The organism is Pantoea sp. App145 (assembly GCF_047947045.1).
Lineage (GTDB): Bacteria > Pseudomonadota > Gammaproteobacteria > Enterobacterales > Enterobacteriaceae > Pantoea.
The window spans coordinates 384,517-399,491 of sequence record NZ_CP133293.1; the positions used below are offsets into that span (position 1 = coordinate 384,517).

16 protein-coding genes and 1 pseudogene are annotated in these 14,975 nt (G+C 54.7%); 6 read left to right on the plus strand and 11 right to left on the minus strand.

Annotation, left to right across the window (positions count from 1 at the left end; translation table 11 throughout):
* Positions 1 to 5: 5 nt before the first annotated feature.
* The 7 genes from RCF31_RS26585 to RCF31_RS26615 are packed head-to-tail and all read right to left on the minus strand — an operon-like array spanning position 6 to position 8,382.
* Entirely contained in the window at positions 6 to 809 is an 804-nt protein-coding gene (locus RCF31_RS26585) for an SDR family oxidoreductase (RefSeq protein WP_416414317.1), read from the minus strand.
* A 12-nt stretch (positions 810 to 821) separates the two neighbouring features.
* Entirely contained in the window at positions 822 to 2,024 is a 1,203-nt protein-coding gene (locus RCF31_RS26590; protein ID WP_416414318.1) for an SfnB family sulfur acquisition oxidoreductase, read from the minus strand.
* Complete coding sequence (locus RCF31_RS26595) at positions 2,021 to 3,358, minus strand: LLM class flavin-dependent oxidoreductase (RefSeq protein ID WP_416414319.1); 1,338 nt, start codon at positions 3,356 to 3,358, stop codon at positions 2,021 to 2,023. Before RCF31_RS26595 ends, RCF31_RS26590 begins: the two co-directional genes overlap by 4 nt.
* A complete protein-coding gene (locus RCF31_RS26600; RefSeq protein WP_416414320.1) occupies positions 3,355 to 4,689 on the minus strand; it encodes an LLM class flavin-dependent oxidoreductase in 1,335 nt (444 codons plus the stop codon). The genes RCF31_RS26595 and RCF31_RS26600 overlap by 4 nt, the downstream gene beginning before the upstream one ends.
* A gap of 13 nt (positions 4,690 to 4,702) precedes the next feature.
* Complete coding sequence (locus tag RCF31_RS26605; protein WP_416414321.1) at positions 4,703 to 5,953, minus strand: acyl-CoA dehydrogenase family protein; 1,251 nt, start codon at positions 5,951 to 5,953, stop codon at positions 4,703 to 4,705.
* A gap of 18 nt (positions 5,954 to 5,971) precedes the next feature.
* A complete protein-coding gene (locus RCF31_RS26610; RefSeq protein WP_416414322.1) occupies positions 5,972 to 6,766 on the minus strand; it encodes a class II aldolase/adducin family protein in 795 nt (264 codons plus the stop codon).
* A gap of 17 nt (positions 6,767 to 6,783) precedes the next feature.
* Complete coding sequence (locus RCF31_RS26615) at positions 6,784 to 8,382, minus strand: ABC transporter substrate-binding protein (RefSeq protein WP_416414323.1); 1,599 nt, start codon at positions 8,380 to 8,382, stop codon at positions 6,784 to 6,786.
* 444 nt (positions 8,383 to 8,826) lie between these two features.
* Here RCF31_RS26615 and RCF31_RS26620 point away from each other — a divergent pair, with 444 nt between their 5' ends.
* Positions 8,827 to 9,819: a ketopantoate reductase family protein gene (locus RCF31_RS26620; RefSeq protein ID WP_416414324.1), complete on the plus strand. Its 993-nt coding sequence runs from the start codon at positions 8,827 to 8,829 to the stop codon at positions 9,817 to 9,819.
* A 232-nt stretch (positions 9,820 to 10,051) separates the two neighbouring features.
* On the opposite strand, the gene RCF31_RS26625 is transcribed toward RCF31_RS26620, so the two are convergent.
* Positions 10,052 to 10,321, minus strand: a complete 270-nt coding sequence (locus RCF31_RS26625; RefSeq protein ID WP_416414325.1) for a 2-dehydro-3-deoxygalactonokinase — start codon at positions 10,319 to 10,321, stop codon at positions 10,052 to 10,054.
* Positions 10,318 to 11,139, minus strand: a complete 822-nt coding sequence (locus RCF31_RS26630) for a dihydrodipicolinate synthase family protein (RefSeq protein ID WP_416414326.1) — start codon at positions 11,137 to 11,139, stop codon at positions 10,318 to 10,320. The genes RCF31_RS26625 and RCF31_RS26630 overlap by 4 nt, the downstream gene beginning before the upstream one ends.
* A gap of 41 nt (positions 11,140 to 11,180) precedes the next feature.
* Between RCF31_RS26630 and RCF31_RS26635 the strand changes: the two are divergent.
* A pseudogene (locus RCF31_RS26635) lies at positions 11,181 to 11,330 on the plus strand (alkene reductase); the annotation flags it as partial.
* 123 nt (positions 11,331 to 11,453) lie between these two features.
* Positions 11,454 to 11,804, plus strand: a complete 351-nt coding sequence (locus tag RCF31_RS26640; RefSeq protein ID WP_416414327.1) for a hypothetical protein — start codon at positions 11,454 to 11,456, stop codon at positions 11,802 to 11,804.
* Positions 11,805 to 11,860: 56 nt separating this feature from the next.
* Here the strand turns inward: RCF31_RS26640 and RCF31_RS26645 are convergent, their stop codons facing one another.
* Complete coding sequence (locus tag RCF31_RS26645; protein WP_416414328.1) at positions 11,861 to 12,052, minus strand: hypothetical protein; 192 nt, start codon at positions 12,050 to 12,052, stop codon at positions 11,861 to 11,863.
* 326 nt (positions 12,053 to 12,378) lie between these two features.
* Entirely contained in the window at positions 12,379 to 12,546 is a 168-nt protein-coding gene (locus RCF31_RS26650) for a hypothetical protein (protein WP_416414329.1), read from the minus strand.
* An 83-nt stretch (positions 12,547 to 12,629) separates the two neighbouring features.
* Between RCF31_RS26650 and RCF31_RS26655 the strand changes: the two genes are divergently transcribed.
* The 3 genes from RCF31_RS26655 to RCF31_RS26665 all read left to right on the plus strand — a co-directional run bounded on the left by RCF31_RS26655 (position 12,630) and on the right by RCF31_RS26665 (position 14,971).
* A complete protein-coding gene (locus RCF31_RS26655; protein ID WP_416414330.1) occupies positions 12,630 to 12,899 on the plus strand; it encodes a hypothetical protein in 270 nt (89 codons plus the stop codon).
* Positions 12,880 to 13,419: a single-stranded DNA-binding protein gene (gene ssb, locus RCF31_RS26660; protein ID WP_416414331.1), complete on the plus strand. Its 540-nt coding sequence runs from the start codon at positions 12,880 to 12,882 to the stop codon at positions 13,417 to 13,419. Before RCF31_RS26655 ends, ssb begins: the two co-directional genes overlap by 20 nt.
* Before the next feature lie 70 nt (positions 13,420 to 13,489).
* Complete coding sequence (locus RCF31_RS26665) at positions 13,490 to 14,971, plus strand: ParB/RepB/Spo0J family partition protein (RefSeq protein ID WP_416414332.1); 1,482 nt, start codon at positions 13,490 to 13,492, stop codon at positions 14,969 to 14,971.
* Positions 14,972 to 14,975: the final 4 nt, after the last annotated feature.

A 14,975-nucleotide genomic window follows, 5' to 3' on the forward strand; every position in this document is an offset into this window, starting at 1 on the left:
AGCCATTACAAAATCGCTTTCTGCCCGCCATCCACACTCAGTAATGCGCCAACCACATAACTGGCGCGTTGGCTGGCGAGAAACAGCACCGCATCGGCAATCTCTTCCGGCTGACCAAAACGTCCCAGCGGCAAATCGGCTTCCATGCGTGCCAGCGCTTCATCCGGCGTCAGATTCAGACGTTTTGCTTCATGTTCAATGGAACGATGGATGCGATCTGTCAGGGTGAAGCCCGGATTCACCGCATTAATACGAATACCATAACGTGCGTAATGTTGCGCCAGCGCCAGCGTTGAAAGCAGTAAGGCGGCATTGGCGGCACCGCCAGCCGCATGAGATGGGTTGGGTACGCGTCCCCCGGTGCCGACAATGTTCACAATGGCACCACGTGCCTGCTGTGGTGCAACCTCACGCTGCCGCCACCGCGCCAGCACCGCATCCTGAGTGTGGATGTAGGTGAAGTATTTAGCGTCCAGCGCTGCATGCCAGGCAGCGCTGTCGAGCTCTTCCGGCGCACGGCGTTGTGCATCGCCAGCGCTATTCACCAGCACATCGATTTCTCCCCACCGGGCCGCCGCCGCATCAATCACCGCAATTGCCTGCTGAGCATCACGCAGGTCAGCAGGTAACGTATGCAGGCGCTCCTCACTGACATTGAGACTGGCACGTGCTGAAGCAAGGTTCTGTTCATTGCGGGAAATCAGGATAACTCTGGCGCCTTCATCGAGAAAACGCCGCGCGACAGCCAACCCGATACCTTTGCTGCCGCCGGTAACGACGACCACTTTATTGTTAAGCTGTAAATCCATAACCATCCGACCTTATATTTTCGTGTTGATGGGGGGCAACGAGCCATTGAGATAAAAGTCACCCACGGCACGCGCCTTATAGGAAACGGGATCGTGGGTGGTATGAGTACGCGCATTACGCCAGTGACGATCAAGGTTATGGCCTGCGGTTGTCGCAGAAGCACCGCCAAGACGAAACAGCATCTCGCTGACCTGCAACGAGGCGTGAGTGGTGGCGTATTTGGCTTCGGCGATGGCAATTGACGCTTCAGCCAGCCAGCGGTCTGCCTCCGGTGTGGGGGCAAAGCTGCCGGGCAGGGCGCGGTCGAGCAAACGGGCACCGCGTTCCAGTAGCGCCTGGGCGCTGTGGGTAATGATTGCCATCTCGCCGACGGTATGCAGCACATAGGGGTCCTGAGTGGCAGACTCCACGCCGCTTTCACGTAGCACCCTGGCATGTTCGCGACCATAACGGCAGCCCTCGGCCAGTGCTGCCTCGGCGATCCCTGCATCGATAGCGCAGTGAATCAATTGGGCAAAGCCGCCTTCATGGGTACGCCGCTGGCCAAACGCCGGGATTGGTAAAATCTCCTCATCTTCAATCACCACATCATCATATTCGGTGGTGCCGCTGGCCGTTGTGCGTTGCCCCATACCATCCCAGTCGTCAAGCACGCGTACGCCCTGACGATCGTTGGGCACAAATACCGCGGCACGCCCGCCATCGGGATGCAATGCGGTGACCAAAATGACTGAGGAGTAGAGACTACCGGTGCTGTAGGCTTTTTTGCCTTGCAGGCGCCAACCGTGCGGCGTGCGCAACAAACGTGTCTGCACATCCCCAATGTGATTACCGCCTTTTTCGGCGGCGGCATTGCTCATCAGGCTGCCTGCCAGCACCTGCGTGAAATAGCGTTGCTGCTGCGCCGGGGAGCCATACAAACGCAACTTTTCCAGGTTGGTGAATTGCGGCGCGACCGCCTGGGCGATATTGGGATCACCCGCCGCAAGGAGCCACAGCACATGGCTGAAAGTTTGCAGATCCAATTCCGCGCCACCGTAAGCTTTAGGTACACGGATCGCCAGCAGGCCGCTGCGCTTCAGTTGTTCGATCTCATCAAACGGCAGTAAACGCTGACGATCGCGGCGGTTGCTGCTGGCAGCAAGCTGCGTGCGGAACGTCTCTGCGGCCTGAATCGCCTCCTCGGCGCTTAAAATGGGTATCTGTGTAGTCACGCGACATTCCCCTTTGCATAACGACTGGCAGGACGGGCTAACCCCATCCGTTCACGTAAGGTGTTGCCCTGATATACGGTGCGATAGACCCCGCGCTTCTGCAATTCAGGGACTACCAGGGAGACAAAATCTTCCAGTCCACCGGGTAACCAGCCCGGCATGATGTTAAAACCATCCGCCGCGCCTGTTTCAAACCAGTCCACCATGAAGTCAGCAATGTCCGCGGGTGTCCCCACCAGCAATGTATGACCACGCGCCACGCCGACCTGCTGGTACAGCTGGCGAATGGTGAGATGGTCGCGACGTGCAATTCTAATCAGCAACTCAGCACGGCTGGTGAACTCTTTGCCAGGCGGAAGTTCCGGCAGAGGGCCATCAATATCATGCCCCGCCAGTGATACCCCGCCGAGGTGATGCTCCAGTTGCGCCAGCCCGACTTCAGGGTGCAGCAGCGATTGCAGTTGCTCAAATTTCTCCTCCGCCTCACTGCGACTCGGGGCCACCACCGGAAACAAGCCAGGCAGGATACGTAAATCATCGGCACGCCGTCCGGCTTCCTGCGCCAGCCCCTTAATCAACTCATAAAACGCCTGCGCATCACTCCGGGTGGTTTGCGCGGTGTAGATCACTTCGCCGTAGCGTGCACCCAGCGCAATGCCCTGTGCTGAGGATCCGGCCTGCACCAGCAGCGGGTGCCCCTGAGGTGAGCGTGACACCGTTAACGGCCCGCGCACGCAAAAGAAGTCACTCTGATGATCAACAGTATGCAACCGTTCGGGCAGAAAATAGCGCCCATCCTGTTGATCGGCGACGATAGCGTCGTCGTCCCAGCTGTCCCATAAGGCGCGCACCAGACCGACAAACTCAGCAGCGCGTTCATAGCGCGCCTCGGATGTGGGGATCTCCACCATTGAGAAGTTATCGGCTTCCGCCTGGCTCGATGATGTGACGATATTCCATCCCGCACGCCCCTCACTGAGATGATCCAGCGAGGCGAACTTGCGTGCCAGATGCCAGGGTTCATTGAAGGTGGTGGAGGCCGTCGCGATCAGCCCAATATGTTGTGTCAGCGGGGCGAGGGCGGAAAGTAACGTTAGCGGCTCAAAGTGCGCTTTGGGGGTACGGCCCAATTTTTCAGCCGCCCGGTCACGCACTGCCAGCCCATCGGCGAGAAAAAACAGATCGAACAGCCCGCGTTCAGCGATTTCTATCACTTTCCGGTAATGGTCAAAACGCATCGGCGCATGAGGGTCAACGTCCGGGTGTCGCCATCCGGCCAGGTGGCGCCCTGTGGTTTCAACAAACACGCCGAGATGCAGAGTGCGGCTCATCATGGCACCTCGCGCACGGGGGTAGCCAGGCCAAGATGGTCACGCAGCGTGCTTCCCTGATACGCCGTGCGAAACAGACCACGGCGTTGCAATATCGGCACCACGTGATCGATAAACTCTTCCAGCCCGCCCGGTAACCAGGGGGCCATAATATTGAAGCCATCAGCCGCACCGGCGGTGAACCACTCCTCCAGCACATCAGCAATTTCTTCCGGGCTGCCGAACACTGCCCAGTGACCGCGCGTGCCGGTAACGTGCCAATACAACTGGCGAATGGTGAGGTTCTCTTCATGGGCAAACTTCAGCAACAGTGCCTGGCGGCTTTGGTTCCCCTGGGTTAACGGCAGTTCCGGTACCGGATCATCCGGTGAGTAACCGGAGAGATCGAAGCCACCCAGATGACGTGCCAGCACTGGCCAGCCGATTTCCGGGCTGACCAGTGCCTGCAGGCGTTCGAATTTTTCCCGTGCCTCGGCGGCATTTTTCCCCACCACCGGGAAAATTCCGGGCATGATTTTCAGGCTATCAGGCTCGCGTCCCCAACCCTCTAACTGGCTTTTTACCGTGCGATAGAAGTGTTGCGCATCCGTCAGGTTGCGCTGGGCGGTGAAAATCACCTCGGCATGGCGGGCAGCAAGCGACTGTCCATCTGCTGAGGAGCCAGCCTGCACCAATACCGGGTAGCCCTGGGGCGCACGGGCAATGGTCAGTGGGCCGCGTACCTGGAAAAATTCGCCCTGATGGTCGAGGATATGCAGGCGCTCAGGATCGAAGAACTTACCTTGCTGGCGATCGTCAAGTAATGCATCTGCATCCCAGGTATCCCACAGGCCTTTTACCACCTCAACGAACTCCTGCGCACGGCGGTAGCGCAGGCCATGCTCCATCACCTCTGCACGGTTAAAATTACGTGCTTCACCACCGGTCCAGCTGGTAACGATATTCCAGCCGGCACGACCATTGCTGATGTGATCCAGCGAGGAAAACTTGCGTGCCACATGGTAAGGCTCGTTGTAGCTGGTGGAGGCGGTGGCGATCAGCCCGATATGTTGGGTACTCGTTGCCAGCGCCGACAGCAACGTAAGCGGTTCAAAATTCACCGTGCGCGAGGTACGGCCCAGCGTTTCATCTTCTTCATACTGAAACGTCATCTGATCGCCGAGGAACACCATATCGAATTTTGCTGTTTCAGCACGGCTTGCCAGATGGTGAAAATGGTCAAAATTCATCCCGGCACCCACTGGTGCGTCGGGATGCCGCCAGGCGGCAATATGATGACCGGCATCCTGTAAAAAAGCGCCCAGGTGCATCTGGGCAGGGCGTGAGCTGCTCATAATCTGTTTCCGATTAGTCATACATGGTGATGGGAGGAGGCGTCTGGTCAAGATAAAAGCGGCCGACGACCCGATAACGATGGTTGATCGGATCGTGCGTGGTGTGGGTGCGTGCATTGCGCCAGTGACGGTCAAAATTATTGCGGCGCAGTGTGGCGGAAGATCCGCCGACATCGTAAATCAACTCGGCAGCTTTCAGCGCCGCGCTGTTACAGATGATTTTGGCCTCTGCGGTGGCGATGGAAGCGGCAATCAGCGTGGATTCCAGTTCTGCACCCTTCACCTCGCTGTACCAGGCATTCACTGCTTCATCCACTTTACCCGCTGCACGCAGCAGAGTGGCTTCAGCCGCGTGCGCATGGGCGGCGATGTTGCCGATAATGTGCTGCACGTACCAGTCATCGGTGGATCGCTCAACACCCGAGTCCGGGCGGGGACGGGCACCGCGCTGTGCCCAGCCAATTGCATCCTGTAGAACCGCAAAGGTAATACCGACTTCGATAGTGGAGTGCAGCATCTGGGTGGCGGCGGGCTGGTAATTGCGGCGTTTGTTCAGGGCGCTGCTGTAGAACATCACTTCTTCAGGATGGACCAGCACATCGTTAAATTCGGTGGTGCCACTGGCGGTGAGACGCTGCCCCATACCATCCCAGTCGTCATGTTGCACGATGCCCGCGCGTTGACGCGGGATCAGTACGGAGACCGTATTGCCATCGTCATCTTTGGCAGTAACGCGCAACCGGTCAGCCAGCAGGCCACCCGTACTGTAAAATTTTTTACCGCGTAAACGCAGTCCCTTTTCTGTGGACACCAGTCGGGTGGTCATGTCGGTAACAAACTTGCCGCCCAGTTCGCCCGTTGCGCCACTGATAATGTCACCGTGACGCAGGCCATGAAAATAACGGCTTTGTTGCTGTGCATTACCATTGAGTCGCAGACGTTCCACCGAAGTGAAGTGCGGGATGAGCGCCTGGGCGATATTGGGGTCGCCTTCAGCCAGTGCGATCATCACTTGAGCGAGATCCCGCCACGGCAGTTCCGGTCCGTTCCATGCTGCGGGGACTCGCGCGGCGGTGATGCCCGCTTTACGTACCCATTCCATCTCATCAAACGGCAGGATGCGTTGCAAATCACGCTCGGATGCACCCGCGGCCAGCGTGGCTGTCAGTGATTTTGCGGCGGAAACCAGGGTGTGAGTGGAATCACGGGTCACCACGGCAAAATCAAAATGCCCGGGGTGTTCGGTGCTTGATTCTAAGGTCATATTGCTCTCCGCAGGCAATTAATCACGATAGGTAACGCTGTCACGATCCAGCAGGCGTTTCAGGGCGTTGAAATGCAGCGTATGGCCTGGCAAATAACGGCTGGTTGCGGCATCGTGCAGCGGTGTACGGGTGATTTGATGGCGCACTTTTTCACGTAATTCTGGTGTCAATTCACGCAGTGGTTCACCGGTCCAGCGCGCATAGAGCTGAACCTGGCAGGCATATTCAAGGGCATAGAGACGATCCCATGCCTCTGCGGCATCTTCTCCGGTCACTACCACACCATGATTTGCCATAAACAGAATTGATTTCAGTTGCAGTAACTCGGCCAGGCGTTCACCTTCTGCCGGATCGCGTGCGAGTGCCTGATAGTCATTGTCATAGGCGATATCGTCACTGAGTAACGCTTCTGCCTGGCCGGTAATCAGTAAGCGCTGATCCGCCAGGCGGGCAATCGCGCTGGCGTAAGGCATATGTGTGTGGAATACCGCGGCATGTTTCGGTGCAAATGCATGAATCGGCGCATGGATGCAGTAGGCCGAACGCTGAATCTGCCCGCCACCCGCCAGCAGCTGACCGTCATAGCCAATCTTCAGAAATACGCTGGCAGTGGCCTCGGTCCAGTGCAGGCCAAATGGGAGCAGCAGGAACGCCTGTTCATCGGGCACGGTCAGGGTAAGGTGGTTGTAAATGCCCTGGCTGAAACCGTTACGGTGGGAAAAATGGTGTGCAGCGGCAAGATCAATACGTGCCTGCCATTCGGCATCGCTGACGCTGTTGCGGGATACGGGTTCAAGTGCTAATTCAGACATAGAGTCCTCCGTTAAGATTAGGGCGCGAGCCAGGCGTTGCGGAAGCCGGCATGCGCACCCGCTGGTGAGAAATCAATGCCGTGCAGTTTGCGGTTATAAGCAGTAAAGAACGGAGCTTGCATCACCGGGATTAAAGGCAGGTCGGTCAGCGCCAGACGCTGGAACTCATGGAACTCCTCTATGCGTTTTTGCGGGTCAACCTCACGTTGGTAGCGGTGAATGATGTCGTCCATCTGCGGATTGCTGTAGGCAAAGGCGTTGGCATAAGGCACACCCGCTTGCTGGGCGCTGGAATCATAGACGCGGGTCAGTCCCATTTGTGGATCGAGCATGATACCCCAGCCCTGGAAGACCACGTCGAAGTCATAATCGGTGTAGATCCGTTTGGTAAAGGTGGCGTTATCCAGCGGAATGTATTTCAGCGTGATGCCAAGTTTGCTTAACGACTGCCGCAAAAACTCGCCAACCAGCAACGCCTGGCTCGAAGCCGGGTCCGAGTAAAGGCGTAAGGTAAAGCGGGAACCATCAGGTCCTTTTTTGAAGCCGGCTTCGTCCAGCAGCTGGTTGCCTTTGGCGATGTCGTAGTCGTAATGAGGAATATCGTTGGTGAAGTAACGCGTCAGTGAGGCAGGGATGACGCTATATTCTGGTTTACTCTGCCCATACCAGACGGTATCGATCAGACGTTGACGGTCAATCGCGTGGGCAAACGCCTGACGGACTTTCTGCTGTGCCAGATATTTGTTGCGTAAGTTGAAGGCAAGAAAATAGGTTTGCGCCGCATAGGAGTAACCTCGTGAATCGAACGCCAGTTGGGGATTTTGTTTCAGGCGGCTGATATCGGCAAAGGGAATACCGGCAAACGGGATGTACTGCACTTCGCCAGATTCCAGTGCCGCACTGCGTGCTGAAGCATCCGGAATAAAACGATAAATAATGCGATCGAGATAAGGTTTACCTTGCTGCCAGTAATCCGGATTGCGCACCAGTTCAACATATTGTCCACGGACCCACTTGCTGAATTTAAACGGCCCGGTGCCAATTGGGGCTGCGCTGGCGGGGTTGGTACGAATATCTTTGCCGGCAAAGATATGTTCCGGTAAAACCTGAGACTCAGCGCCATCGAAGGCATTGAGAATCACTTGCGATGGTGCGCTAAGGCGGAATATCGCCGTCCAGTTATCCGGGGTTTCCACATCGGTTAAGGTTGCGAATGTGGAACGGCCGCGGGAGTGCACTTTCTTCCATACTTCCAGCGCAGAATAACGCACATCTTTAGAGGTAAAGGGCTGGCCATCATGCCATTTCACATCGTGGCGTAATTTAAATGTGATGGACTTCCCATCCGGTGCAACCGACCATGATTCTGCCAGGTTCGGCTGAGGTTGATAATTATCATCGTAGGTCAGCAGACCATCAAAAATATTGGCGGAGATGGTACGGTTGGCATATTGGTTATTAAAGGTGGCTGTTAACGTACTGGGTTCAGGATCGATAGCCACAATCAGCGTTCCCCCTCTGACCGGCGTGGCGGCAGGATCTGCAGCAGAGGTCGTGTCTGAGATAACTCCCAGCAAAAGCAGAGAGGCAATGAAAACTTTATACAACCGCGACATAGGCGGGATGCTCCTTATACGATGAAGTGATAACCAGGTGAGTTTTTTATTAATTGACTTTTACAGGCGTCAGTCTAGCCGGTGGTAAAATTCAGAAGTAAATAACAAGATCGGTATTCTTTTTTCATATTATAGCTTTCAGTCAGTGAGGTTAATTTATCTTGTTATTTCAGTAGTGGGATTGTTAGGGATTCCCATAACTGTATGCTTTAGTGGCTCAATTTATAGTGTTAATTTGAGAAGAGTTAAAAATGATGTGGTGAATTGCACGTTTATAATGCACGACAGGTAATGGTGGCCAGTTAATAAGAATGATTTCACCAGTTTTGCTAAACATAAATTCTATATTGCTTATTATGACTTTTCTTATCTGGTTAAATCATTTTCGCCTCGTTGTCTGAATATCTACCCTCGCGTTCATTAATAATACGCAGGATGGCGAATATGGCGAAAATTGCGATTTACGGAGCGGGTGCGGTAGGCAGCGTCATGGCAGCGAAGTTAGCGCGTGCGGGACACCAGGTGAGCGTCATTGCCCGGGGCGCGCACTTGCAGGCGATTCGCGAACATGGGCTGCAATATAGCGCAGGGTATGACACCTTCACCGTAGACGTCACTGCCAGTGATAATGCGGCGGAGCTGGGGGTACAGGATGTGGTTATCTGTACACTAAAAGCCCATACTGTGGCGGCATCAGCGTTGTCCATGCGGGCTTTACTGGCGCAAGACACCCCGGTGATCTTTGCGCAAAATGGACTTCCCTGGTGGTACTTCAGTGGACAGAACGTGTCAGTCGCCGACATAGATTTGGACCCACATGGTGTGTTGGCGCGTTACATCGGTTTGCCGCGCACGGTGGGATGTATCATTCATTGCCCCAGTCAGTTGGTTTCCCCTGGTGTGGTCAAACAACACGGGGAAGCTGCGTGCTACTATTTGGGCGAACCAGGCGGGGACGTGAGTGCGCGATTACTCAAATTACAGAGTATGCTGTCTCCCGCCTTGCCTGTGACTGTGGTACCTGATATCCGCTTTGAAGTTTGGCGTAAATTGCGCATCAATATGACAAGTTCGTTGTTGACCACGCTGACGCTTTCCCTGCCCGCAGACATCATGAAGAATCAAACATTGCGGCTGCTTGCGCGGCAAGTGCTTGCCGAAGTGGTGGCGATTGCTGCTGCTTATGATGTGAGATTGCCCCCGGATGAAGAAGATGTGCTGTTAAATTTATCCCAAAGTTTGCATGCACCTTCCATGTTACAGGACCTTCTTGCAGCCCGACCGCTGGAGATTGATGCTCAATTGATTTCAGTTCAACAGATGGCACGTGCGGCCGGTGTGTCGACGCCTACGCTGGATGGATTACTGGCGCTAGTGCTACAGCGATTAACGGCGACGGCGCGGCACACTTCAGCTGTTGCTCCCCCAACAACATGACCAGTCTCACTGAGGAGCGATCTGCCATAATTTGACACATGCTCTGGCGAGCGCAGCGGTCGGGTCGATGGCATGGGGTAATGCACCGACTGGATGTTTTCAGTGTCGGGGGAATTTCAGTACAGGCGAGCACCCGTTCATCGCCTTCAGGCGTAATCACGCGGATGCCGACGCGTTCAAAACGTGACTGAAACCAACCCGCGTGCAAGGTTCCGCGCGTGGCAACAGCAGATCATCGAGCCCATTGACAGATATGCGGGCAGGACAATTTTGCGGCGGAAATACCGATATTGCTGCCAATCATGCCGCACAGCAGCACCGGCAATTGTTCATCGTAAGCCTCATCAATCCGAATCAGTTGCTGTTGTAAAATCCCAGGCAGCTCGTCGCGTTGACATTTGCCAACGCCGCAACTGTCTTGCACCGCTTTAATGACCACTCCATCACGCACGCTTAATGCGCGGAAATTACTGGTGCCCCAGTCCACCGCGATGTAGTTCATGGGCGACCTCCCAGCACGGCCAGCGGCAGGAAATCCGTCAGTTCCTGTAATTCCTTGCGCGTGGTGTCATTCAGACCTTTCGCGGGTTCACGCACGTAATCGCTGGCGAAAATCCCTGCCTGATGCAGCACCGCTTTATGAATGGCGACGCCGATCCCCGGCTGTACGCCGTAGCGCAGGAAAGGAAGATAACGATAAAACAGCGCCTGTGCTTCCTGACGATTCTGCTGCCAGGCCGCCAGGATCGCATTGATCACATCAGGAAACTCGCAAGCTGGCATAGTGCCCGTCACGCCACGACATAACTCTTCAAATAAGAATCCCGCGTTCAGGCCGCCAAACAGACCGACACTGTCTCCAGGCGCCTGCTTTAGCGCGGTGATTTTCAGTGTGGTGGGCGGTTGTTCCACTTTAATGTACTTGATGGCGGGGAAGTCCTGGCACAAACGCACCAGCGTCGGTACGGGGATGTTAACGCCGGTCATCAAAGGCGCATCCTGAATCATGATGTCGATATCGCAGGCATGGCAAATGTCGCGCCAGAAATGATAAATCTCCTCCGGGCCAGGCTTCACCACCGAGGGGGGATTAACCATCGCCACCTGCGCTCCCCAGCGCTGTACTCGGTTGATCTCTTCAATGGCGACGGCAGATGAAGCACCGCCAGCCGCCGCCACCAACGGCAAATCACCCACTTGTGTTTTGACGCAATGAAACAATGTCTGCTTCTCATCCTGAGTTAAGGCATAGCCAAACAGCGTCATGCCATCAATCCCTTGTTGCAGTAGAAATTTGACCAGACGTTCAATGGATGCCAAATCCAGTTGGCCCTGCTCATCAAATGCCGTAGCGAGAAGGAGATGCGGTGGCGTTTGGTCGCCTGTTTATCTCTAATTCGGAACTTGTCGAGCGCTTATGATACGGTGCTGAGCTAACCACAGCACCACGCGAAACCTATTATGGCGGTGGTGCCCGAAGGTATACGGACTGGCATAAAGGCGATTATTGATAATCTCACAATCGTGGGGATGCTGACTGCAGCTGAATTTGGTTGCGAGAGATACGCTGGCAACCAATTATTAATACTTCCCCTTACCCTGCCTCAGGCATTGAGCTTGAAATGTACGTATATATGAAAAAATTGCTGATGGTGTGCTCAGGAATAGCGTTGTTATTGATAATTGGGGGTGTTTCACTCTATGTCGATGTACAGCTGAGATTGCAGTCTGACCTTAAAGCATGCAAAGTCCTGACTCGTCGGCAGGCAGCAGATGCTGTTATAGCTGACGTTACGCGGACTGATCGACAGTTTTACGGTAAATACCAGATTTTATCCTCTGAAATCTATGTGGACCCGAACAGCGTGCAGATTGGTTCGGGTACTGTGCTGGTACCGTTTCACATTGCTGCAGACCCAGATAGACAGTATTTCGGCATGCCGCATTGCTCTGAGTTAAAGAATGTTGAATATGCTAATGACTGAACAGCATCACCTGAAGAACGGGAAAGTGACGTGTTTCCGCTTATGCGGGATGTATCTCATTCAGCTCCCGGTAATTGCTGCTTGCGCAGAGGATTTTTATCATTGCTCTTGTTCTCAGATACTCTGCAGACTGGCTTGTACTCAAGATCGGATATCCTGTTCCTGGAGGATTTCTTATCTTTTTTAGTTCCCCCAATCAGAGGCATGTAGCTGAGTAAATCCGCTATCGTCTCAACCAAATGATTCATCCTGTTACTCCTCCATTATGGCTTCGTTAGCTGAGTGGTGGCGTACACTTTTCTTAGAATAACTCTACGTCTGGTTAATCATCCGGCCAGACGTAATGTGTAAAAACTCCAAAGAATCAATCTGAGCATAGCTCACACATGCTTACTTAACAAAATTGTTTAAATGAGTGTATTCAGTGAGTTAATGGATTATGCCAGCTGTTAATCTGAATGCCTGGTCAATCCCTCCACCTTATTTTATTTTGCAGCCAGGAAAACTCCCCCATCTGACTGTGACGATCACTGATTAATCGGGCTGTAGCAGTCCTTCATCAGAAATATGCCTTTTATTCATTACTGACCAACCCAATCGCTAACAGCATCCGTGCCGGATGCGCCGCTCTGTCGCGCCGTTGCCTGCGCTCCCTGCATCCCGGCAATAATCCTGCCGGGCTGTGAGGTGCAACGCCGTTTCGCGCCTGCGCTTTACGCCGTTGCGGCGAGTCCCTGCTCATTCTTCCTCCGTAGCCTTTCCCCCGTTTAAGTCCCTGTCGCCGGGGCTGATACAGGCACAGTCGTCGTGGCCGTCCAGGGTGAAGTGAACGCGCTGAAAATATTGTCCGGCATTACGCAGGCTCCAGACCGGAAAATTTTTTCCCCGCGCCCCGGACGTCTGCCTCCGCCGGTGCCGGTTTACGCCCCTGCGGCGAAGGTTCTCAAACGGGTGATGGCAGTACCAGAGGGAACCGAAAAGCCGGTACCCGCAAAACGTCAAAACCGCAGCTCCGGAAACTCAACGGATGATGGGGTTTTAAAGACGAAAGCGCATCTGATTAAGGAGATTCATCATGACAGTACGTGGAGTTAACAAAGTGATTCTGGTCGGTTTCCTGGGGCAGGATCCTGAAATTCGTTATCTGCCGAATGGCGTTACGGTCGCCCAGCTTTCCCTGGCAACCGCTGAAACCTGGCGTGATAAGCAGAGCGGAGAAGTCCGGGAACATACCGAATGGCATCGTGTGGTGGTGTTCGGAAAGCTGGCCGATATCGCCGGGGAGTATCTGCGTAAGGGAGTTCAAATCTATCTGGAGGGTCAGCTGCGCACCCGCAACTGGTCAGACAGCAATGGTGTTGTCCGTTATGCCACTGAAGTCATCATCGGGCACAACGGTACCCTGCAACTGCTGGGTGGTCGCCGGGAGAACAGCCAGAACGATGAAAAGGCCAGCCAGGCAGCTGCTTCGCAAAAACCTGCGGGTCAGGCAACACCTGCCAGGAAGAAAACGCGTGGAAAGGGAAGAAAAGCTGCCGTGCAGCCTGCACCGCTGCCACTGAATGTGCAGGATGACTGGCCGTCACAGGATGAACTTGACGGGATCCCGTTCTGATAACTGCATCCCTGGCGGCGTGGTCACGTCGCCAAGGTCTGATCGCCATTCATCTTTTGAGGTTTCAATAATGTTACTTTCAAAATCAGCGAAGAAAAACACACGCAGAAAAGCAGATGAGGTTGTCTCTGAAGAACTGGTAAGCGCGCTTGAAAATACGCAGGTGCGCTATGCCCGGTACACTCAGCTGTTTGTCGGGGAAATTAACACCCGCAGAATCCCGCATACCGATGAGGAAATCCGGGGTTATGCAGACACTATCCTGGCCGTTGGCCTGCTGCAGAATCTGATCGTAGTTGAATGCTGCGACGGGCGTCTGGAAGTTATTGCGGGGGGAGGGCGTACCAGAGCCATAGGGCTGCTGGTTGCTGAAGGTAAGGTGGATCCGGAACATGAATGGATTGCTTACAAGGTTATCCCACGGGAGCTGGCGCGCGTCGCCTCCCTGACCGAAAACGGCAGGCGTAAAGAAATGCATCCGTATGACCAGATTACGGGATTCCGGGAACTCGCCGCAGAAGGGAAAACACCCGCACAGATCGGTGATCTGCTGGGATACAGTGCCCGCCATGTTCAGCGCATGCTGAAGCTGGGCGGACTGGCTCCTGCCATTCTTGAGTCACTGGCAAAAGACGAAATCACGTCGGAGCACTGCCAGGCGCTCGCGCTGGTAAGTGAGCACTCCGATCAGCTGAGGGTTTTTGACGCAGCCTGCGAGTCGGCCTGGAATGGTGTACCGGAAGTCCGCGTAATCCGCTCGCTGATCCTCTCGGGGGAAGTGTCTACAGACTGCGATAAATTCCGCTTTGTGGGTGACACTGCATTCAGCCACAGTGAGATCAGAACGGATCTGTTCAGTGATGAACAGGGTGGTTTTGTTGATGCGCTGGTCCTCGATACCGCATTGCTCGGGAAACTTCAGTCTGTAGCTGACGGGTTTCTTGAAGCGGAGGGCTGGGGATGGTGTACAGCGCGTATGGGTGCAATCAGTCACTATGGTGATGACGCGAAGATTTACCGCATCCAGGATGCGCCAGCTTCGGTATATACAGACAGGGAGCGGCAGCGACTGGAGGAAATTCAGGCGCAGGACGGTGAACATGACGATGCCGCCGAATCCGAGGTCGCTGCCATTGAATGCGCGGCCAGAGTCCGGGGCTGGTCGCCGGAACAGAAAGCGGAGAGCGGAGTTGTGGTCTCCTGGTACCAGGGTGAGGTACATGTACAGCGTGGTGTGATGAAACGGGAGCAGCCTGACCCTGCAGAGCTGGCAGCTGCTGTTCCTGTTACTCATCACCGGCAGCCAGAACCCGTCGATGAAATCAGTGTGCCCCTGCTGACAAAAATGTCGTCCGAACGCACTCTCGCCGTTCAGGCTGCACTGATGCAGCAGCCGGAGAAAGCGATTGCCCTGCTGACCTGGACACTGTGTCTGAACGTATTTGGCAATGCTTCGGTTGCTACACCGGCCACAGTCAGCCTCAAATGTTCACACCACACACTGACGGAGACGGCACCATCAGGGAAAATGGTATGGCTTATCAGGCCCTGATGCA